The organism is Halorubrum ezzemoulense, assembly GCF_004126515.1.
Classification (GTDB): domain Archaea; phylum Halobacteriota; class Halobacteria; order Halobacteriales; family Haloferacaceae; genus Halorubrum; species Halorubrum ezzemoulense.
Genome location: NZ_CP034940.1, coordinates 19915 through 41487 on the forward strand (window position 1 = coordinate 19915; position 21573 = coordinate 41487).

The window sequence follows — 21573 nt, forward strand, 5'->3', positions numbered from 1 at the left end:
TCGGCCCGGTTTCGCTGGACCCGTACCGTTTCGATGGGTTTATGACCCGTCGTCCGGTACGTTCAGGTCCGCGAAGGATGAGGATCGCGCCCCCTGCGCTCCGGCGTAAGCGGCGATCTGATGTGAGCCGTGGTCGTTCGGTGTCATCCAAGCCGCTGGATGGACCGGACACCACACAGACCAATGCAATGGTGTGTCAACCTTCGTCTCAACCGAAGTTGACACCCGCCAACACCCCCTTCGAGCCGGGAATCAGGCTCGAAGGATATTCATTCCGGTTGATCCTGCCGGAGGCCATTGCTATTGGGATCCGATTTAGCCATGCTAGTCGCACGAGTTCAGACTCGTGGCGAATAGCTCAGTAACACGTGGCCAAACTACCCTTCGGAACACAATACCCTCGGGAAACTGAGGCTAATAGTGTATACCATACCACCACTGGAATGAGTGGTATGCCAAACGCTCCGGCGCCGAAGGATGTGGCTGCGGCCGATTAGGTAGACGGTGGGGTAACGGCCCACCGTGCCAATAATCGGTATGGGTCATGAGAGTGAGAACCCAGAGACGGAATCTGAGACAAGATTCCGGGCCCTACGGGGCGCAGCAGGCGCGAAACCTTTACACTGCACGACAGTGCGATAGGGGGATCCCAAGTGCACAGGCATAGCGCCTGTGCTTTTCGGTACCCTAAGGCGGTACCAGAATAAGGGCTGGGCAAGACCGGTGCCAGCCGCCGCGGTAATACCGGCAGCCCAAGTGATGGCCGATCTTATTGGGCCTAAAGCGTCCGTAGCTGGCCGCGCAAGTCCATCGGGAAATCCACCTGCTCAACAGGTGGGCGCCCGGTAGAAACTGCGTGGCTTGGGACCGGAAGGCGCGACGGGTACGTCCGGGGTAGGAGTGAAATCCCGTAATCCTGGACGGACCGCCGATGGCGAAAGCACGTCGCGAGAACGGATCCGACAGTGAGGGACGAAAGCCAGGGTCTCGAACCGGATTAGATACCCGGGTAGTCCTGGCCGTAAACAATGTCTGCTAGGTGTGGCTCCCACTACGAGTGGGTGCTGTGCCGTAGGGAAGCCGCTAAGCAGACCGCCTGGGAAGTACGTCCGCAAGGATGAAACTTAAAGGAATTGGCGGGGGAGCACTACAACCGGAGGAGCCTGCGGTTTAATTGGACTCAACGCCGGACATCTCACCAGCATCGACTGTAGTAATGACGATCAGGTTGATGACCTTATCCGAGCTTCAGAGAGGAGGTGCATGGCCGCCGTCAGCTCGTACCGTGAGGCGTCCTGTTAAGTCAGGCAACGAGCGAGACCCGCACCCTTACTTGCCAGCAGTACCGCGAGGTAGCTGGGGACAGTAGGGGGACCGCCGTGGCTAACACGGAGGAAGGAACGGGCAACGGTAGGTCAGTATGCCCCGAATGTGCTGGGCAACACGCGGGCTACAATGGTCGAGACAAAGGGTTCCAACTCCGAAAGGAGACGGTAATCTCAGAAACTCGATCGTAGTTCGGATTGTGGGCTGCAACTCGCCCACATGAAGCTGGATTCGGTAGTAATCGCGTGTCACAAGCGCGCGGTGAATACGTCCCTGCTCCTTGCACACACCGCCCGTCAAAGCACCCGAGTGAGGTCCGGATGAGGCGTACCTCGTACGTCGAATCTGGGCTTCGCAAGGGGGCTTAAGTCGTAACAAGGTAGCCGTAGGGGAATCTGCGGCTGGATCACCTCCACCGACCCGAGACTCGCCCCCTGGGCGAGCTCACCTTAGACCGTCACCACGACGGTCACTACTCATTCGCACTGGTCTGTGTACCGTCCGCCCACCCACCGGCTTGGACACCGCAGAACGACCACGGCTCACACAACACGCGAGAACCTTCCCACCAGGGAAGGTGGGCTCATAGCTCAGCGGTAGAGTGCCTCCCTTGCAAGGAGGATGCCCTGGGTTCGAATCCCAGTGAGTCCATGTCCGTCCGAAGCGAATCCGTCCCCTTAAGTGGGAGACGCGATTCGATTCGGACACGACGACCGATGCACCATCCCGGGAAACCGCGGATGGGAAGGGTTCGACGAACGCCCCGTCACACCCGGAGCGATTCAATGACAACCGTGTATACGTGCGATCCAGACGTCCACTGAACTCATCCGAGTTCGTGGAACGTCAGTGAACCATATACAGTCGGGTGACACTATGTCACTTGACCGTCAGTGACTCTCCTTCGAGAGTCGACTGACACACTACTGGCTACTGTGCCAGCTGGTGAATGGCTCGGCTCGAGAGCCGACGACGGACGTGCCAAGCTGCGAAAAGCTCGTGGGACCCGCATGGAGGGAAAGAACACGAGATCTCCCAATCGGAATCCGTTCAACAATTGCCACGCGCAATAGGGAACGCCCTGAATTGAAACATCTCAGTAAGGGCAGGAAAAGAACGCAACAGCGATGTCGTCAGTAACCGCGAGTAAACGCGACACAGCCCAAACCGAAGGTCTTCGGACCAATGTGGTGTTCGGGTTGACAACCAAATCTCGACACTCTCTCAGAAGTCTCCTGGAACGGAGCGTGAAACAGGGTGACAACCCCGTATGAGAGAGCAGTACGGATGGCGTCAAATCCAGAGTAGTAGGGGTCGGATATCCTCTATGAACATCTCAGGCATCCCCTGAGAAGGCTAAACACTCCTCGAGACCGATAGCGAACAAGTAGCGTGAGCGAACGCTGAAAAGCACCCCGAGAAGGGCGGTGCAATAGGGCCTGAAATCAGTTGGCGATCGAGCGACAGGGCGTACAAGGCGTCTCTTGAAACGACCGAGGAGCGATCCTCTAGTAGGAAGAGAGACGAGCCGGCGTCGTGTCGTGCGTTTTGAAAAACGACCCAGGGAGTGCACTTGATTGGCGAGTCTAACCGGCGAACCCGGGAAGGCGCAGGGAAACCGATACGGCCGCAGCATTGCGAGGGCCACCGTGTTCAAGCGCGGGGAGTCAATCAGGTGCGACCCGAAACCAGGCGATCTACGCGCGAGCAAGGTGAAGCGTGGCGAAAGCCACGTGGAGGCCTGTTAGAGTTGGTGTTCTACAATACCCTCTCGTGACTCGTGTGTAGGGGTGAAAGGCCCATCGAGCCTGGCAACAGCTGGTTCCAACCGAAACATGTCGAAGCATGACCTCTTCAGAGGTAGCCCGCGGGGTAGAGCTACCGATTGGATGACCCGCCTCCGAGAGGAGTCGGCCATCCTGTCGAACTCCAAACCCGCAGGCGCTGTAGACGAAGGGAGTCCGGTGCGCGGGGTAAGCCTGTGTACCGTGAGGGGAACAACCCAGAGCCGGGTTAAGGTCCCAAAGTGTAGATTAAGTGCGATTCGAAGGTGGTCTCAAGCCCTAAACAGCCGGGAGGTGAGCTTAGAAGCAGCTACCCGCTAAGAAAAGCGTAACAGCTTACCGGCCGAGGTTTGAGGCGCCCAAAATGATCGGGGCTCAAATCTACCACCGAGACCTGGCCGTGCCCTTGACAGGGGCAACCGCGTAGGTTGGCGTACTGGTCGGACGGAAGCCCGGGCGAGAGCTCGTGTGGACCGTCCAGTAACGACAATCCTGGTCACAGTAGCAGCGATAGTCGGGTGAGAACCTCGACGGCCTGAAGAGCAAGGGTTCCTCGGCACTGCCGTTCAGCCGAGGGTTAGCCGGTCCTAAGGTGTACCACAACTTGACTACACCGACGGGAAGCTGGTTAATATTCCAGCGCCATCGTGCAGTAAACGCCGACGCCGTGTGGAACGCTGAGCCGGGCACTCGCCCGGTCGAATCGTGGAAACTCGTGGACGCCGTCACGGCACGAAGCGAGCGAAACGCGAAACAGCGAAAGTCAGCCGTACATAGGGCCCGTGAAAAGGCAAGCACGATGTCCGTACCGAGATCCGACACAGGTGCTCTGCCAGCGCAAGGCAAGGCCTGTCGGGAGAACCGACGTTAGGGAATTCGGCAAGTTAGTCCCGTACCTTCGGAAGAAGGGATGCCTGCTCTCTAAGGAGCAGGTCGCAGTGACTCGGGCGCTCCGACTGTCTAGTAACAACACAGGTGACCGCAAATCCGCAAGGACTCGTACGGTCACTGAATCCTGCCCAGTGCGGGTATCTGAACACCTCGTACAAGAGGACGAAGGACCCGTCAACGGCGGGGGTAACTATGACCCTCTTAAGGTAGCGTAGTACCTTGCCGCTTCAGTAGCGGCTTGCATGAATGGATAAACGAGAGCGCCACTGTCCCAACGTTGGACCCGGTGAACTGTACGTTCCAGTGCGGAGTCTGGAGACCCCCAAGGGGAAGCGAAGACCCTATAGAGCTTTACTGCAGGCTGTCGCTGAGACGTGGTCGCCGATGTGCAGCATAGGTAGGAGTCGTTACAGAGGTACGCGCGCCAGCGCGCCACCCAGACAGCATTGAAATACTACCCGTCGGTGACTGCGACTCTCACTCCGGGAGGAGTACACCGGTAGCCGGGCAGTTTGACTGGGGCGGTACGCGCTCGAAAAGATATCGAGCGCGCCCGAAGATCATCTCAGCCGGGTCGGGAATCCGGCGAAGAGCGCAAGAGCACAAGATGGTCTGACAGTGTTCTTCCCAACGAGGAACGCTGACGCGAAAGCGTGGTCTAGCGAACCTACGAGGTTCCGGAATGGGACCCGTAGATGACAGAAAAGCTACCTTAGGGATAACAGAGTCGTCACTCGCAAGAGCACATATCGACCGAGTGGCTTGCTACCTCGATGTCGGTTCCCTCCATCCTGCCCGTGCAGAAGCGGGCAAGGGTGAGGTTGTTCGCCTATTAAAGGAGGTCGTGAGCTGGGTTTAGACCGTCGTGAGACAGGTCGGCTGCTATCTATTGGGGGTGTGAGGTACCTGACGTGAACGAACGTATAGTACGAGAGGAACTACGTTTGGTCGCCACTGGTGTATCGGTTGTCCGGAAGGGCAGATGCCGAGTAGCCACGCGACACGGGGTAAGAGCTGAACGCATCTAAGCTCGAAACCCACATGGAAAAGAGGTACCACAGAGGTCACTCGTAGAAGACGAGTTCGATAGACTCGGGGTGTACGCACCGAGGCAACGAGGTGTTAAGCCCACGAGAACTAACAGACCGAGCCACATTCATTGGCGCTGACGCGCCACGACTCGCATGAGTTCAGGCGGTATCTGGATCGCACGTATACACGGTTGGTACCGAACCACGACCGACACAGGAGTCTCTATAGAGAGTCTCGGTTCGACTCCGAGAGTCGGCATAAAGGCGGCCAGAGCGGTGGGGACACACCCGTACCCATTCCGAACACGGAAGTTAAGCCCACCAGCGTACCGTGAAGTACTGGAGTGAGCGATCCTCTGGGAACCGCGGGTCGCCGCCTGCCCATTCATCCGGGAGAATACTCCCACCCAGCCCACGGACGTATGTCCGTGGGCTTTTTTGACGTATAGCGAGCGGCGAGGGCGTTGACGCGCGACCGCTAGGCTTAAACGCTCCACAGCGGTACGTTCGGACAGCGCCAAGGTGGCAGAGTCTGGTCAGACGCAGCGGCCTGCAGAGCCGCCCAACGCCGGTTCAAATCCGGCCCTTGGCTTCTTGATTCGGTCTCGGTACGCCGCGAGGTCGGTCCCGCGAACTGACCCGCTTAGTAACCGTTAAACACCGGGTGACCCATGCGTCAACTATGCAACGACGCGCTGTGGCCGTGTTTGTCGCGCTGTTCCTCGCCGTTGCGGGCGTGGCGGGCGCGCTGACCGCGACGGCCGATAGTCCAGAGATCACGCTCGAGAATCCGGGGGTCGACGCCTCGCAGGGTGACTCGGTCGAAGTCGGTGGTGAGTCGTACGTTGTGGCCGACATCTCCGAGACAGAAGAGGGCGGAGGCGGGCACGGTGGTGCGGCGACGACCGTCATCACCGGAACGCTCGAGCGGGAGTTCACCGCGGAGACCTCCGAGACGTGGGCGAACGGTTCGACGGTTACGGTCGGTGACCGCGAGTGGCGCGTCGAGGTCACGGGGGAGAACGCGACCGAGTTCACGCTCGTCGAGGTGCTCGACCGGCAGGCGATCCTCGGCGCCGACGACGCGGCCGAGAACGAGACGGTCACACTCGACGACGGCGAGTACGTCGCCGTGACGGACGACTCCGGCGAACGGACGCTGGTGCCCGTCGACGAGTACTTCCCGGCGCCCGAGCAGCGCTCGTACGAGGTGGGCGAGACCCTCGAGTACGACGGACAGACGGTTACGGTCGACGGTGTGACCGCTGACGGTGCCGTACTCGTGTGGGAGACGACCGAGACGGAGACCGTGGAGTTCTCCCAGCACTCGGTGGTAACGATCGGCGGCACGGACTACGTTGCGCACTTCCCCGACGCCTCGACGCTTCGGATGTCGTCGGACATCGAGGCGTACGAGGCGCAGGTCTCCGAGATAGACCAGTTCAACCAGTACAACAGCGGCCTCTCGCGCGTGCTCGTCCTCTCGGTGCTGTCCTCCATCATGCTCGCTGGGCTGGCGTTCATCCCGTCGCGGTACTGACAGCCGGCCGAGTCGGGGCGTTCGTTTCGCTTCGATGCTGCGTTTCGACCGACAGCCACTACCGGACGGCACCGCTACGGCGGGCATGAGTTCGACAGGAGAGAAGGTGCGACAGCTGGCCCCCCACTGGGCGGTGATGTTCGTCGCCATGTTCGCTGCGCTGGCGGTCGCCGACCGGATCACCGGCGGGCTCGGTGTCGTCGCGTCGTTGGTGCTCGTGCTCGCTATCGCTTTCGCCTACCCGTTCGCCGTCCGGACGCTCGGCGTCGCACCGGCGGTCTGGAGGCGATGACGGCGTCGCTGTACACATGACGACACAGATCAAAGACCCCGTTCACGGGTACATCGAACTCGACGACGCGGTCGTCGATCGCGTGATCGACACGTCGGCGTTTCAGCGGCTGCGGTACGTCAAGCAGCTCTCGGCGACCCACCTCGTCTATCCGGCCGCCAACCACACGCGGTTCGAACACAGCCTCGGCGTCTACCACCTCGGCCGCCGCGTCTTCGAAAACCTCCGTGAGGAGCCGTATTTCACCCGGAACACGTCCTCGGACACGCTCGACGAGATTCAGTCGACGCTGGAGTGTGCGTGTCTGCTCCACGATGTCGGCCATCCGCCGTTCTCGCACGTCTGCGAGCGGCATCTCGACGCGACGGCACTCCGAGACCGGCTCGCGGAGCGGGGCTTCGTCGCGTCGCTTCGCGAGGCGGGGCTCGATGACACGCCACTTCTCGGGGCGAGTCCGCACGAACTCATGAGCTGTCTCCTGATACTCGACCGCTTCGGTAACGCGCTCCGATCCCTGTCGGTCGACCCGGAGGAGGTGTGCGCGTACGTCTTGGGGTACAGTCTGGTGTACGAGCGGGGCGGACCGTGGCAGCACGGCCTCGGAGCCCAGCTGCTTCACTCGCCGGTCGACGTCGACCGCCTCGACTACATCTCCCGAGACAACTGGATGACGGGCGCGAACGTGTTGAACTTCGATACCGATCGCATGGTCGACGCCTACACGGCGCACCCCGACGAGGGGCTCGCGCTCTCCGAGAAGGCGCTCTCGACGCTCGGGAACTACTTGGAGGGCCGGATCGCGCTGTACATGTGGGTGACCCAGCACCACAAGTCGGTGTACGCGAACGCGCTGCTCCGCGATCTCACCGAGCGAGCGGCCGAGCTGACCGGCGATCCGCCGGTGACGATAGACGGGATCCTCGACGGCGAGATCGACGACAACACCGTCGCGGAGCGACTGCGCCGGCTCGCGCGCGACCGCCCGGACACCACGTTCGCGACGCTGTACGACCGGTATCGGACGCGGCAGTTCCCGACGACCTGCTGGAAACATCGGATCGCCTACGCCGACCGGATCGAGGTCGACCGCGAGGCGTTCGGCGAGTGGCTCGTCTCGGGCGACGAGCGCCTCGAACGCGAACTCGCGGCGGAACTGGACGTCCCACCTCACGACGTGTGGATTGAACGCTCGTACGTCCCCGAGTACGAGCCCTCCGAGCTGGCCGACATTCCGATCGCGTACGGCGGGACGACGCGGTCGGCCGGCGACTGGGGGCTGTACGGCGAGCGCGCCTTCGACACCCCGATCCCGTTCGTCTACGTGCCCGACGGGGACCGAAAACGCGCCACTCGGTGGCTCGTCGATCGGTTTCGCGCGGAGTACGGCGGCTGACGGCATCGGACGCAATTCTGACCGATAACACCGGTGTCAGCCGGTCACGGTCCCGTCCCTTTCGGGTTTATACGACTCGGTCGCCTTCCGATCGGTATGAGCGACGAGAGCGCGGCTCTGGTCACGTCGAAGCTCCCGGACGCACCGTTCCACACCAGCGGTACCGACCACGTCACGGTCTGGGGCAGCAACGAGGAGGACACGCTCGCGTTCTACCGCGACCTGCTCGGGATGCCGCTCGTGTTGCGACAGCCGAACCTCGACGACCCCTCGCAGACGCACCTCTTCTTCGACACCGGCGACGGGCGGATCCTCACGGTGTTCGTGAGCGACGAGCGGGCGTCCGCGCGCGGCCAGCGCGTCAACACGGGCGCCGTTCACCACCTGTGTTTCACCGTCGAGCCCGACGAGTACGAGGATATCATGGCGGCGCTCGAAGAGGCAGGGAAGGGGTACAACGTCTTCGACCGCGGCATCTTCCACTCGATTTACACCCAAGACAACAACGGGCTCGTCATCGAGCTGTCCGCCGATAAATACGAGATACCCGACGACCGCAAGGGCGAGGTGCTCGCGACCGCGCAGCGGCTCCGCGAGGAGGACGACGCCGACTTCGCGCAGGACCGCCACATGGAGGGCGCGCTGGAGGAGCTCGGCCTGCCGGTAAACAAACACGACCTGCCCGACGCCGACGCCGGCGTGGGGGTCTGAGATGGCGGACGGCGCTCAGGGCCCGCACGCGGGCGACGACCCGCACGGCGACGAGCCGCTGGTCATGGCCGGAACGCCGCTCGACGACGCGGGCGCGGCGCTCGTACTCGTCCACGGTCGCGGCGCGACCGCCCGCAGCGTCGTCAACTTGGGCGAACGGCTCGCCGGCGACCGCGACGTGGCGATCCTCGCGCCGGCGGCCGCCGGGAACACCTGGTATCCGAACTCGTTCCTCGCGCCGGTCGCGGACAACGAGCCGGGGCGGACCTCGGGCCTTCGGGCCGTCGACGCGGCCGTCGACCGCGCGACAGACGCCGAGATCGATCGCGACCGCGTCCTCGTCGCCGGCTTCTCGCAGGGCGCCTGTCTCGCGAGCGAGTTCGTCGCCCGCGATCCCGGCCGCTACGGCGGACTCGCAGTGTTCAGCGGCGGGCTGATCGGCGAGGCGGTCGAGGTCGACGACTACCTCGCGACCGGCGACCGCGGGAGCGGAGCGGGCGACGACGCGACAGGCCCCCTCGCCAGCACCCCTGCGTTCGTCGGCTGTAGCGATGTCGACCCGCACATCCCCGAGGAGCGGGTCCACGAGACGACCGCGGTGTTGGAGGCGCTCGGGGCCGACGTGGACGAACGGATCTACGAGGGCATGGGCCACGGGATCAACGAGGAGGAGGTCGCGGCGGTGGCGGAACTGGTCGGCGACCTCGCCTGAGCGTCGGCCTGCCGGCGCCGGCCGAGGGGGTCGCCCGCCCGGATCACGCTAGCCAGTCGTCCGGCTTCGTGTCGTAGTCGACCTCGTCCGCGGTGATCCGTTCCCGGATCGACTCGTCGAGGTCGTGTTCCGTCACCTCGCCGCCGTCGTACTGGAAGCGCACGCCGACCTCGGTTCCCTCCGGCTCCTCGCCGCGTCGCTTGGCGCGCCGGACGGCCCCGTCGTCGTACTCGACGCGGATCGTCGCCAGGTTCACCGGGCGACCCCACAGCTCGAACACGCGCTTCAGCGTCGCTTTGGCGCGCTCCTCGTCGAGCGCGACGCCGTTGTACCGGTGGCCGATGAGTAGCTCCCCCCGGTTGCGGAAGTTCCCGTCCAACACGACGATCGTCGGCTTCCCGAAGTTGGTGAACCGGAGAAGCAGCTTCTTCCGAACGTCGTCGGCGTCGACGCTGGCGACGCGGTGTTCCTCGGCGGCTCGGCTGTACTCGTAGGTGAAGTAGTTCCCCTCGCGCACGAACTCGTCGGTGAGGAACGCGTCGATGAACGTCACGTCGTTGTGGCTCTCGCGGACCTCGAACATCCGCTCCCAGCCGGCCGCGCGGTCGACGTCGGCGATCGCCTCGGCGACCGTCGCGTACCGGTCCACGTCGAACAGGTACCGCGCCTGCTCTTCGAGCGTCTCCCGAGAGACGTTCCGGAGCGCGCCCCGGTGTTCCGGCCGCGAGAGAACGTAGTGGCGCTCCGCGAGCCCCTCGCGCGTGAGGAGCTTCCACGGGTACCGCTCCACGTCAATCTCCTCGCCGTCGGCCGACGCGCCGTCGCCGTCTTCGCGCCGAGCGGACAGCGCCCGGTCGACCGCCTCGGCGTCGACGCGCGGATCGCCGTCAGCGGCGAGGTCGGCGAGTTCGTCCAGCGTCGCCGGGCCGGCGCCCGCGACCGCCGGGTGGGGTTCGAGCAGGGTCGCGACCTCGTCGAGGTCGATCCGCGAGTGGAAGTTCTCCGGCGTCACCCCGTCGACCCGGAGCAGCTTGTCGATCACCTCTCGGCGCGCGGCGCGCAGCTCCACGTGCGTCCACAGCTCGAAGCCGAGCTTATACGGGTTGAGGCCGGGCGAGCCGAGCACCCGGGACATGTGGTCGGCGTACGTGAGGAACTCGTCCTCGCCGGCGAACCCCTCGCCGCCCATCATCAGCGACTCCCAGTACGTCGCCCACCCCTCGTTCATCACCTTCGTCTGCTTCTGCCCGGCGAAGTAGTACGCCTCCTCGCGGATCGCGTCGACGACGGTCGTCTCCCACGGCTCGCGGTCGACCGCCTTCCCGCTATCCGGGTCGTACCGCTTCCCGTGGTCGCGCAGGAACGCGAGCACGTCCGGGCGGGGCTCCTCCGGCTCGACGCCCTCCCCGCGCGCTTCGAGCCACTCGTCGTCGAACACGTCCCGGCGCACCTCCTCGGAGAGGTCGAGGTCGTCGATCCGGGCCTCTATCGCGTCGAGCGCGTCGTCGCCGTCGCCGCTCACGTCGTCCGCGATCCCCGGCTCCTCGACGGACCGCGCGGCGTCGACCGGGCTGTGCTGGTCGATCGTGTCCTCCAGCGCGCTCACGGCGTCGATCAGGCGTTCGACTTCGTCGCGGTCGACGTCGGCCCGCTTCGCGATCGCCGCGATCCGGTCGGCGTTGCGTTCCAACCGCGCCGCGGCGTTCGGGCCGCCCTCGCCGCGGTCGGCGTACAGCCCGAACCACTCGTTGTTCGCGAAGAAGTCCGCGTGCGCCTCGACGTGGGTGATCACCGCTTTCTGGTCGGCCGCCGCGTTCGACTCCTGGAGGAACGCGTGGGCCGGGTCGTCGTTGTTGACGATCTCGAACGCCTTCCCGAGCCCGTGGCGGTCCTTCTTGCGCTGCCGCTCGTAGTTCATCCCCCACCGCCAGTGCGGGTACCGGCGCTGGAAGCCGCCGTAGGCGATCAGCTCGTTCATCTGGTCGTGGTCGACCACCCAGTACCGCACCGGGTACGGCTCCAACCCGAGCCGCTCGGCCAGCTCGCGGGCCTCCTCGGCCGGCTCGTCGAGGGCGTCGGCCTCGCGCTTCGCCTCGATCCGGTCGTCTCTCATCTGCGTTCACCTCCGTCGGTCCGCCGCGCCGCGGTCGTTCCGGCGGGAGCGCTCCCGCCGCCGTCAGACTCCGTGCTGAGGATCTCGTAGATGGCGTCCGTGATATCGTCTGGTTCCGAGACGCGCGCGACGGCCACGTCGTCGTCGTCGCCGAACGCGGACTCGACCTCGTCGGCGTGGCGGGCGTTCGCCGCGCCGTCGCCGGGCTGGGTCTCGACGTACGCGTGGAGGTTGGCGTCGATCGACTCCATCAGCGGGATCACGTTGTTCGTGGTGTCGCTACCGGCGTTCTCGGAGTCGCCCGCGGCGAACACGTACCGGTTCCACTCGCTGTACGGGTACTCCTCCAGCAGTTCCTCGACGAGCTCGTAGGCGCTCGAAATCCGGGTTCCGCCGCCCGACTGGATCCCGAAGAACTCCTCGCGGTCGACCTCCCACGCCTCCGCGTCGTGGACGACGTACCGGAACTCGGCGGCGTCGTACTTCCCGGTCAAGTACCAGTCCATCGGCGTGAACACGCGCTCGACGAGCTCGCGTTTCGTCTCGCGCATCGAGCCGGAGGCGTCGCGGACGTTGATCACCACGACGTTGCGCTCGCGCTTCTCGATCACCTCCGGGTGACGGAACCGCTCGTCCTCGCTGCGGAACGGAACGCTGTCGAGCCCCTCGCGCCGGATCCGGTGTGTGACGGGCTCGTGGTCCACCCCGTCGTCGAGCGCCTCGAAGCTCTCCCAGCGGTCAAGCGCGGCGACCGGTTCACCCCGCTCGTCCGCGACGGTCGCGGCGGCGTCGGCGATCCACGCCCGCGAGACCGGGACGCCCTCACCGCGCGCCCACGCGAAGACGTCGTCCACGTCGGCGCCGTCGACGAACAGGCCCTCCCGGACGTACGCCCCGTCGAAGTCGGTGGCGAGGTGTCGTTTTAACCCCCGCTTGAAGAACTCGTCGACGTCGAGGGTCCCCCGCGGGCCGGCGCGGGCGGTGTCGGTGAAGTCACCCTCCACCTCCTCGATCACTTGCTTCCCCTTCGGTTCGAGGTCGAGCCCGAGCGCCTCGTCGAGCTCGCGGGCGAACTCCTCCGGGTCCATCTCGTAGTACTCGTGGTCGCCGCCCTCCTCGCCGGGGTCGCCCGCCTCGTCGCCGTCGCCGGGCTCGGGGTCGACCGGCTGGCCGGGCTGCGGCTGGCCGTCGCCGCCCTGTCCCACGCCGCCGGCGGAGCGCTGGTCGTACTCGAACGCGGGGAGGTCGACAAGCTTGATCGGGATCCGGATCCGGTCCGCGCCGGACCCGCCGAGGTCGCCGTGGCTGATGAATTCTGCGAGGTCCGCCCGGCGCGTCTCGCCGACCTCGCGGAACCGCTCGCGGTCCTCGGTCAGTCCCACGGGTCACCACCTCCGTCGGGACCGGCACCGTCGCTCGGACCCGCGTCGCCGGCCCGCTCACCGTCGATATCGGGCCACTCCTTGCGGACCTGCTCCATCACCGCCCGGCTCGTCAGTTCCGCGGACGCCGGCGTGTAGCCGCGGTCGCACAGGCGGTCGATCGTCTCCGCCTTCACCCGTTCCGTCTCGGTGTCGGCCGGCGGGTCGGCCCACGCCGCCGGATCGAGGTCGGGGAACCGCCGCTTCACGTCGGCGAGGTCGTTCGCGTCGATAACGGCCTTCAGCTCCGGCACCTCGGCGAGCTCCACGTCGTCGACGCTGAACGCGTCGCCACGGTTCCGCCACGCGTACCGCGTGAGTCCCCGGATCACGCGCTCGCGCCGGAAGCTCTCGACGGCCCGGCCCGGGTCGGTCCCGCGGTAGTCGCTCTCGTCGAACCGCCCGAGCGTCTCCGTCTCGAACACCTTCATCGCGAGCGGGTCCGGCGCCTCGTCCGCGCGTCCGCGCTCCGTCGGGTCGTCGTCGTCCCACGCGTACACGTGTTCGACGTACTCGGCGACGGTCTCCGCCGAGACGGTCTCCGCGGCGAGAATCGCGTCGATCACGTCCTCCCGCTGCCGCTCGCGGATCTGCGTCGCGACCGGCTCGCGCCGCCCGTCGAACTCCGCCGCCTCGGCCCGCGAGAAGACGGGGGCGTCGACGAGCCCGTCGGCGAGCGCGTCGAGCACGTCCGTCGGCGTGATCACTCGCTCGACGGGAAGCTCCGGGTGGCTCCGGTCGGCGGTCGACGAGAGCAGGTCCGCGACCGCGTCGCGCGCGTACGTCACGGGGATCCCGTTTCGGCCGTCCCCCTCGGCGAGGTCCACGTCGGCAACGGTGACCGCGTCGTCCCCGCGGCGGACCTCGCCGGTCTCGTACAGCTCGGCGGTCTCGATCAGGTTGAGGTCGCCGGGCAGGTCGTCCGCGTCGAGCCGCGTGACGACCGCGTACAGCGCCGCGGCCCCGATCGCGTGGGGCGCGATCTCGCGCTCGGCGACCGTCCCGTCCGACTCCCGCACCGCGACCGACAGCGGCGCCGCTCCGGGGTCGCGGTCCCTGCCGTCACCGGCGTCCGGGGCGGCCGCGCCGCTCGCGCCGACGCTACCGTCCTCGACTGCCGTCGCCCCGGCGATCTCCCGCCGGAGCAGCCGCGCCTCCAAGCGGCGGTTCGTGAGGTACCGGAACTCGTGTTTCGAGAGCCGGCGCTTCAGCGCCTTCAGCGGGTCGGCGTCGCCGCGCTCGGCGTGCCGGTCCAACTCGGCGTCGAGGTCGGGGTTCGAGATGACGATCAGCTGGGTGTCTAAGTCCATCCCGATCCCCTTGTCGAGCTTCACGCGCCGCTCGTCGGGGACGTTGAGCAGCCGCCGGAGCAGGTCGGCGTGCTGGCTGGCGTCCTCGACGACGGTGGCGACCCCGTTCCCCTGCGAGAGGACGCCGTCGTAGCTGAACGCCTGCGGGTTCTTCCGGCCGCGCGAGTCGAGCTCGCGCAACATGCCGCCCATCCACGAGCCGACGAGCCGCTCTTTGGGGGTCCCGTCGTCCTCGGCGTGGAGGACGCCGACCCCCCGCCCGACGTCGACGACGTAGCTCGTCACGCGGAGGTGGTCGCGGTCGGTGATCGCCGAGAAGAGGTCGCGGCGCCCCCGCTCGCGGTAGGTCGACTCCAGGTGGTCGTACGCCTCGCGGCTGAACGGGTCGAGCCCCACGTCGGCGGCGATCGGATACGCGTCGTCGTCGGCCGCGTCGGCGACCGACTCGCGGACCGACTCGGGGAACACCGACAGCGGGTGCGTCTGGACCGGGCTGCGGTACCACTCCCCGGCGTCGCCGCCGTCGCCGTACGAGAGCGACGCGGCGCCCGCCCCGCCCCCGCTCCCGACGCCCGCGCCGGTGACGTTCCACTCGACGGTGTACCGGCGCCCGGCGTCCGTCTTCGAGAACGCGCGGAGCCCGTTTATCAGGCAGCGCTTGAACTCCGACTTCCCCGTCGCGGTCGGGCCGTCGATCCAGACGATCGTCTCGTCGTTCCCGCGCCCCGTCGCGGCCGCGCGGAGGTCGTCGACGAACGCGTTGAGCGCGCGGGTGTTGCCCAACACGGCGTGTTCGCCGTCGTTCGCCGGGTCGTCGAAGAACCGGTACCGGTCGAGCGTCTCGCCCCGCTCGCGGACCTCACGAGTGCCGTACGACTCGACGGCCGCGAGGACGTACCCCGCCCCGGAGGCGGCCGCGGTCGGGTTCTCCAACACGCGGTCGACGTAGGACTCGAGGCTCATCGGCGGGTCGTACGCCCCCCGAAGGGCGTCGTCGGCCGCGGCGACGAACCCCTCGCCGTCCGTTCGAGTGCGTTCGCTCATCTCAGTCCCCGCCGTCCGCTATCTCCGAGCGCGCGACCGCCGCGCCCGCGTACTCTAACACCTCTGCGGCGCCGTCCTCAGAATACCCGCGGTCGACCAAGGCCGAAACCCAGGCGCTCCGGTCCTCGTCGTCGAGGTCGGTCGCGGACACCAGCGCCGAGAAGTTGATGTTGTGCTTCTTGTCCTCCCACAGCTTCCGTTCGAGGGCGCGCCGGAGGCGGTCGTTCTCCTGCGGGTCGAAGCCGCGCCCCTCGCGGGCGCGCCGCGAGATCCAGTTCGACACCTCCTGTCTGAAGTCGTCCTTGCGGTCCGAGGGCACGTCGAGCTGTTCCTCGACCGCGCGCAGGAACGTCTCGTCCGGCTCGGTCTCGCGGCCGGTCAGCTCGTCGTCGACGGTGTCGTCGTCGATGTACGCCATCACGTGGTCCATGTACTTCTCGCCCTGCCGCCGGAGCTCGTCCACGTCGTACGCCAGCGCGTGGCGCACGTCCTCGATCGCGCGCTCGCGGTACTCCTCGCGGACGGTCTCCAAGAGCCGCTCGTAGCGGCCGAGGTCGTCGGCCGCGATCGAGCCGTGGCCGCCGAGGTTCGCCTCGAAGTGATCGAAGACGGACAACGGGGAGAGGTGGCTGCGGTCGCGGTGGGTCGCGTCCATGATCGCCTCGGCGATCTCGTCGCCGACGAACCGCGCGGAGATCCCGTCCATCCCCTCGCCGACGTCGGCGGACTCGGCGGCGTCCTCCCGGAGCTTCCGCCGGTCGATCTCCTCGTCTTCGAGCTCGCCGTTGTACGCCTTCGCCTTCTCCAACAGGCTCACCGTCTCGTCGGTCGGCTCCTCCAACCGGGTGAGCACGCCGAAGAGGCCGGCCATCTCCAGCGCGTGCGGCTCGACGTGGACGTTGGGCACGTCGGCGTTTGCGAGCATCTTCCGGTAGATCTCCGCCTCGCTCTCGTACTCCAACACGTACGGGTAGTCGATCCGCTTGGTCCGGTCGTTGAACGCCTCCATCTTCTCGTCGCCGGTCTTCTCGCGGTACTCCGGCATGTTCGTCCGGCCGACGATCACTTGGTCGATGTCGATCCGCGGGTTGTTCTTCGGCTTGATCGTCGACTCCTGCGAGGCGTGGAGGAAGTCGTAGAGGAACTCCCGCTGGAGCTTGAGCAGTTCCTCGCCGGAGAACAGGCCGCGGTTCGCGTTACAGAACGCGCCGGCGTAGTCGAACGCCCGCGGGTCGGACTCGCCGTAGACGGCGAGTTTGGCGTAGTTGACGTCGCCGGTGAGCTCCGTCTCGTCCTGGTTCTTCTTGTCCTTCGGCTCGAACGTCTCGATACACTCCCGGCGGTTCTCGTCTGCGACGAGCCGGACGACCTCGACGTGCTCGTCGAGGACGCGCTGGAGGTCGTCGTCGTAGTGCGCGAGCAGTTCGTTCAGGTAGAACTCCGAGGCCGGGTCCGGGTGTTGGTCGTTCCGAAGCGTGTAGGGCGCGTCGAGCCGCTCGTTCAGGTCGTCGATCACCGCCTGCCGCTGCGGCTTCGGGAGGAGGACGAGGGGGTCCTGACTCATCGGGGAGCGGACCGTGTCGTCGTCCGGGTCCTGATCGTCGATCACCGAACAGAGGTCGACCCACCGGAAGGTGTACATCCGCCCCGCGTCCTCCCGGGTGTACGCCTCGAAGTAGCGGCGCACGAGCCAGTCGAAGTGCGACTTCCCAGAGCCGACCGGCCCCAACAGGAGCTTGATCCGCTTTTCGGGACCCAGTCCGCGGGCCCCGGACTTCACCTTGTTGACGAACTCGTGGATCGCCTCGTGGACCTCGCGGCCGTAGAAGACGTTCTCGCCGTCGTGGAGCGGGTCCTCGGCGGCGAGCGCGTACTCGGCGACGCCGCGCTCCTCGTCGTAGTGCGTCCCGTAGTGGTCGAACATGTCCGCGACGCGCTGGTGCGCGTTCCGCGCGATCCGGGGGTCGTCGTACAGCGCGTCGAGGTACCAGTCGAACGAGCGCGCCGCTCTGAGGTCGTCGGGAACCTCCGTCCGGTACTCCTCGCTGAGCCGTTCAAGCGTTTGTCGGTCTGCCATCGTATCACGTTCGCTCGGGGGGCGCGGCGGGGTCGCCGACGGCCGACGCGACGGCCGGAGCGGCCGCTCTTCGTGCGCATGTCAACAGCTCGTCGAGCCGCGAGCGGCGCGTCGTCGGGGCGCGCGTCGGTGTCGGTGGTCGCCTCGCCCGTATCCGAGGCTATATATGTGAGAGGGATTGCCACGGATAAGTGTGTCGCCCGTTGACACGCATCACTCAGCGACCGGCGCCTGCGCCCTCACCGGATCCGACCGGTTCGCCGACGGTCCCTCGACCGGTTTTATCAGCGACCCGTGGGATCTACGGCGGCGGCGAGCGTCGGCTCTCTCGAATCCCTCGCGCGCGCCGGTTGGGCCCCGTTCGAGACGCGCGCTGTCCGCGCGCCCGTCGCTGAGAACCGGAACCATCGACCCCGGCACCCACCCTTTTGCGGGGCGCCGTCCCAGTACGCCTGTGACGTTCAGCATCTGCGTTCGCGAGCGGTACACCGACGAGGACGGCGACGACCAGACCCGGTTCGGCGTGGCGGTGACCACCCGCCTGCCGGGCGTCGGCACGCTGTGTCCCTTCGCCTCGGCCGACGGCGCGGTGGCGACCCAGTCGCTCGTCAACGTCGAACTGGGACGGAAGGGGATCGAGTACCTCGGCGACGGGCTCGCGGTCGACGACGCGCTGGAGGCGCTGTTGAACGCCGACGAGGGGAGCGCTCAGCGCCAGCTCCACGGCGTCGATGCCGACGGGACGTTCGCGTTCTCCGGCGACGAGTGTAACGGCTGGTACGGCCACCGGGAGGGAGAGAACTACACCGTCGCGGGCAACCTCCTGACGGGCGAGGACGTGGTCGAGGACACCGCGGCCGCCTACGAGTCCGACGCCCACGGCGACGCGCCCCTCGCCGAGCGGCTGATCGACGCCCTCGCCGCGGGCCACGCCGCGGGGGGCGACAAGCGCGAGGACCTCGAAGTCCAGTCCGCCGCGCTGCTCGTGTGTAACACGGAGGAGGAGACCGACGACCCGTACTACAACGACCTCCGGGTCGACGCGAGCGAGACGCCGGTGGCGGACCTCCGCGAGACGTACGAGACGGCCAAGCGCGGCTACGAGACCGTCTTGGAGAAGTACGCGGACGAGGAGACCGACGACGAGAGAGAAGCCGACGAGGCAACGGACGACGGTAGGGGGCCCGACGAGGCAACGGACGACGAGACGGAAACAGACGACGAGTAGAGGGCCCGCTACATCGACAGCCGCGCGAGGATCGGCAGGTGGTCGGAGGGGTACCGCCCGCGGTCGTCGCGGTCCGCGAGGGTCGCGAACGCCTCGACCGAAAGCTCCGGCGAGACGAGCGCGTGGTCGATCCGGCGGCCGTCGATGAGGCGGGCGAAGTCGGTGAGGCTCGTCTCCGGGCCGTGTCGGAGGTCGGCGGCAACGGCGGCGTCGCGAAGCGCGGGCGCGTCGTCGGTCGCCCCTCCGTCGACCGCTCCTCCGTCGACGGTCCCCCCGGTTCCGGCGTCGTCGCCGATGAGAATCCGGTGCGGCTCCGACCCGGGCGTACAGTTGAGGTCGCCGACGAGGACGACCGGGGCCGTCCCGTCGGCGTCGGCTTCGTCGCCCGTCGCGATCGCCGGGAGCCGCTCGCGCAGCAGGCGGGCGGACTCGCGCCGCGCCCGCGCGCTCACGTGGTCGAAGTGCGTGTTGACGACGCGGAGCGCGGCGTCGCCGTCGACGGCGCGCACTCGGGCCCACGTCGCGATCCGCGGGTGGGACGCGTCCCACCCGACCGACGGCGAGTCCGGGGTCTCGGAGAGCCAGAACGTCCCGCTCCGAGTGACTTCCCAGCGGTCGCCCCGGACGCCGATCGGGCACCCTTCGCCCTCGCCGTCGGTCGCGCGACCCCGGCCGACGAACTCGTACTCCGGGAGTCGCTCGCGGAGGTCGCGGCGCTGTCCGGGGAGCGGCTCCTGAAACGCGGCGATGTCGGGCCGGTGAAAGCGGACTAGGCGCGCGACGGCGTCTCGGCGGTCGTGCCAGGCGTCGTGGTGGTCGCCCCGGTTGGCGTAGCGGACGTTGTAGCTCAGCACCCGGATCGCGGTCATTACGTCGGGGGTCGCGGGCGAGGCGATTAAAATGCGCGGAGCGCGGGACGTGTCGCGGAACGAATCGAGGCCGCCGCTCCCCGACCGCTCACACCGAGAACTCGTACAGGTCGTCGCCGACGTGGTGGATCGACTCGACGACTTTGCCGCTGTCGCCGACCATCGCGTCGCCGTCGACCATCGCGCGGCCCACCGCCAGCACCTTCCCGTGGGTCTCCTCGGCGATGACGACGAGGTCGCCCGCGCGGATCGCCTCGTCGGCCTCGACGATCCCCGGGCGCATCACGTCGGCGCCGTCGGAGACGAAGGAGATCGCCCCTGCGTCGACCGTCACGACGCCCGTCTCCGGGTCGAAGTCGTTCGCCCCCCGGACCGTGAGGAAGGGCTCGTCGTCGTCGACGTAGAAGACGGCGGGGTCGCCGTCGACTAAGACGAGCTCGTAGCCGGCGTCGACGAACTCCACGAACTCGAACGCCTCGCCGTCGATGTCGACCCCGAGGTGGTCGGCCACCGCCTCGCGGATCGCCGTGATCTCGTCGCTCCGGAGGTGGTGCCGAGATTTCACTTCCATGGGCGTTCCGTCGACCGCTCGGCCGATAAATGGACCGCTCCCCGCCTCGTCCGGGGGTCGCTCCGCGGCGGGCGCTCCGCGGCGACGGTCTCGACTCGTTGGACCGATCAAAACGGCCTTAAACCACCTCTCCATATCCATTCGTATGCTCAACCCACTGGCGATCGTGCTCGTGGCGATCGTGAATCCCCCCGCGATCGTCCTCGCGGCGGTCGCGACGCTTCTCGTCGTCCTCGTCACCTCGGTGCGGGGGACGGGGTGGGAACCCACGACCGACGTCTCGGACGAAGTGCTCGAACACCGCGCGTCGTCGGTCCCCGAGACCGAGTTCCCGGAACCGGGTAACCGCGCGGTCGGCGGCGGCGGTGGCGGCGGCGCCATCCCGGCGGGCGGCGCCGAGGGCGGGGAGGGCGAGCTCGAAGAGGGCGGCACCGTCAGCTCCGGCCCCGGTGACATCCCCGAAGACGAGGTGGAGTACTACGAGGTCGAGTTCGTCAAGCAGGGCGAGACGGTCGAGCTCTCCAACGACGAGCCCATCCTCGAACAGGGCGAAGACGAGGGGTGGGACCTCCCGTACGCCTGCCGACAGGGCCAGTGCGTCTCCTGTGCCGGGCAGATCGCGGACGGCCCCTCCGAGGACTTCGTCGAGCACGACAACCAGCAGATGCTCGAAGAGGCCGAGATCGACGACGGCTACACGCTCACCTGCGTCGCGTACCCGCGCGACTCCTTCAGCATCGAGACCGGCGAGGCGCCGTAGGCCCGTTTCCTGGTCTCGACTCTCCCACCCGTTCTCGATTCCGCGCTCGTTCCCAGTCCTTCTCGCTCGCGACACCCTTTTTCGCGTCTCGGTCCAACAAGCCGTATGTCCGTCACCACGGCCCTCGTCGGGGGCGGCGGAGGCGTCGTCGTCGCGCTGATCGCCGCGGCCGTCTACCGCGACGCCGCGCGCGTCGGCGTCGACCTCGGCTCGCCGGCGGCGTGGGCCGCGCTCGTCGTGCTCACCGGCGGTGCGAGCCTCGTCACGCTACTCGCGGTTCCCGACGCGCCCCTACCCGGAGTCCTCGTGTTGACCGCGCTCGGGCCGCTGCTGTACGTGCTCGAACGCGACGACTCGCTGAACGGCGACGACCCGGCCGACCCCACGCGGCTCCCCAGCCAGTCTGGCGACGCGGCCGACTCGGGCGACGACGGGGAGCGATAGCGCGCTCGGCTGCCGCCGTTCCGTCTCATCGACGATGATACAGTTCCTTTCGACGC

At 66.9% G+C, this 21573-nt stretch carries 14 protein-coding genes, 2 tRNA genes and 3 rRNA genes; 13 read left to right on the forward strand and 6 right to left on the reverse strand.

Annotation, left to right across the window (positions count from 1 at the left end; translation table 11 throughout):
• Nucleotides 1-271: 271 nt before the first annotated feature.
• From EO776_RS00105 to EO776_RS00150, 10 genes are all read left to right on the forward strand, one after another.
• A 16S ribosomal RNA gene (locus tag EO776_RS00105) occupies nt 272-1741 on the forward strand.
• A 164-nt stretch (nt 1742-1905) separates the two neighbouring features.
• Nucleotides 1906-1977, forward strand: a tRNA-Ala gene (locus EO776_RS00110).
• Between the two features lie 270 nt (nt 1978-2247).
• Nucleotides 2248-5160, forward strand: a 23S ribosomal RNA gene (locus tag EO776_RS00115).
• 132 nt (nt 5161-5292) lie between these two features.
• Nucleotides 5293-5414, forward strand: a 5S ribosomal RNA gene (rrf, locus tag EO776_RS00120).
• The 16S, 23S and 5S rRNA genes sit together here with 2 tRNA genes alongside, the layout of an rRNA operon.
• Nucleotides 5415-5548: 134 nt before the next feature.
• Nucleotides 5549-5624, forward strand: a tRNA-Cys gene (locus EO776_RS00125).
• Nucleotides 5625-5729: 105 nt separating this feature from the next.
• Nucleotides 5730-6572 (forward strand): hypothetical protein, encoded by an 843-nt coding sequence (locus tag EO776_RS00130; RefSeq protein ID WP_094520184.1) that lies wholly within the window; start codon nt 5730-5732, stop codon nt 6570-6572.
• 85 nt (nt 6573-6657) lie between these two features.
• The gene (locus EO776_RS00135) at nt 6658-6864 is read left to right on the forward strand and encodes a hypothetical protein (RefSeq protein WP_049932879.1); all 207 of its coding nucleotides are present in this window, start codon (nt 6658-6660) and stop codon (nt 6862-6864) included.
• A 16-nt stretch (nt 6865-6880) separates the two neighbouring features.
• Nucleotides 6881-8257: an HD domain-containing protein gene (locus tag EO776_RS00140; RefSeq protein WP_094520179.1), complete on the forward strand. Its 1377-nt coding sequence runs from the start codon at nt 6881-6883 to the stop codon at nt 8255-8257.
• 96 nt (nt 8258-8353) lie between these two features.
• Nucleotides 8354-8968, forward strand: a complete 615-nt coding sequence (locus EO776_RS00145) for a VOC family protein (RefSeq protein ID WP_094520180.1) — start codon at nt 8354-8356, stop codon at nt 8966-8968.
• A gap of 1 nt (nt 8969) precedes the next feature.
• Nucleotides 8970-9680 carry an alpha/beta hydrolase gene (locus EO776_RS00150; RefSeq protein ID WP_094520181.1) on the forward strand — a complete coding sequence of 237 codons (711 nt, stop codon included), beginning with the start codon at nt 8970-8972 and terminating at the stop codon, nt 9678-9680.
• A 43-nt stretch (nt 9681-9723) separates the two neighbouring features.
• Here EO776_RS00150 and EO776_RS00155 read toward each other — a convergent pair whose 3' ends face one another.
• Genes EO776_RS00155 through EO776_RS00170 form a run of 4 tightly spaced genes read right to left on the reverse strand, consistent with a single transcriptional unit; the run spans nt 9724 to nt 17645 of the window.
• Nucleotides 9724-11793 carry a SpoVR family protein gene (locus EO776_RS00155; RefSeq protein ID WP_086216948.1) on the reverse strand — a complete coding sequence of 690 codons (2070 nt, stop codon included), beginning with the start codon at nt 11791-11793 and terminating at the stop codon, nt 9724-9726.
• A complete protein-coding gene (locus tag EO776_RS00160) occupies nt 11790-13175 on the reverse strand; it encodes a DUF444 family protein (RefSeq protein WP_094520182.1) in 1386 nt (461 codons plus the stop codon). Before EO776_RS00160 ends, EO776_RS00155 begins: the two co-directional genes overlap by 4 nt.
• Entirely contained in the window at nt 13166-15568 is a 2403-nt protein-coding gene (locus tag EO776_RS00165; protein WP_094520183.1) for a kinase anchor protein, read from the reverse strand. The genes EO776_RS00160 and EO776_RS00165 overlap by 10 nt, the downstream gene beginning before the upstream one ends.
• A gap of 1 nt (nt 15569) precedes the next feature.
• A complete protein-coding gene (locus EO776_RS00170; RefSeq protein ID WP_049932872.1) occupies nt 15570-17645 on the reverse strand; it encodes a PrkA family serine protein kinase in 2076 nt (691 codons plus the stop codon).
• Between the two features lie 454 nt (nt 17646-18099).
• On the opposite strand from EO776_RS00170, the gene EO776_RS00175 reads away from it, so the two are divergent.
• Entirely contained in the window at nt 18100-18873 is a 774-nt protein-coding gene (locus tag EO776_RS00175) for a DUF1028 domain-containing protein (RefSeq protein ID WP_241898019.1), read from the forward strand.
• Between the two features lie 8 nt (nt 18874-18881).
• Here EO776_RS00175 and EO776_RS00180 read toward each other — a convergent pair whose 3' ends face one another.
• On the reverse strand, nt 18882-19742 hold the full coding sequence (locus tag EO776_RS00180; protein WP_086216787.1) for an endonuclease/exonuclease/phosphatase family protein: 861 nt from the start codon (nt 19740-19742) through the stop codon (nt 18882-18884).
• A gap of 88 nt (nt 19743-19830) precedes the next feature.
• Complete coding sequence (locus tag EO776_RS00185) at nt 19831-20313, reverse strand: RNA-binding protein (RefSeq protein ID WP_049932869.1); 483 nt, start codon at nt 20311-20313, stop codon at nt 19831-19833.
• Nucleotides 20314-20458: 145 nt separating this feature from the next.
• Here EO776_RS00185 and EO776_RS00190 point away from each other — a divergent pair, with 145 nt between their 5' ends.
• Both EO776_RS00190 and EO776_RS00195 read left to right on the forward strand, forming a co-directional pair.
• A complete protein-coding gene (locus tag EO776_RS00190) occupies nt 20459-21073 on the forward strand; it encodes a 2Fe-2S iron-sulfur cluster-binding protein (RefSeq protein WP_049932868.1) in 615 nt (204 codons plus the stop codon).
• Nucleotides 21074-21178: 105 nt separating this feature from the next.
• The gene (locus EO776_RS00195) at nt 21179-21517 is read left to right on the forward strand and encodes a hypothetical protein (protein WP_049932867.1); all 339 of its coding nucleotides are present in this window, start codon (nt 21179-21181) and stop codon (nt 21515-21517) included.
• The last annotated feature ends 56 nt before the right edge of the window (nt 21518-21573 follow it).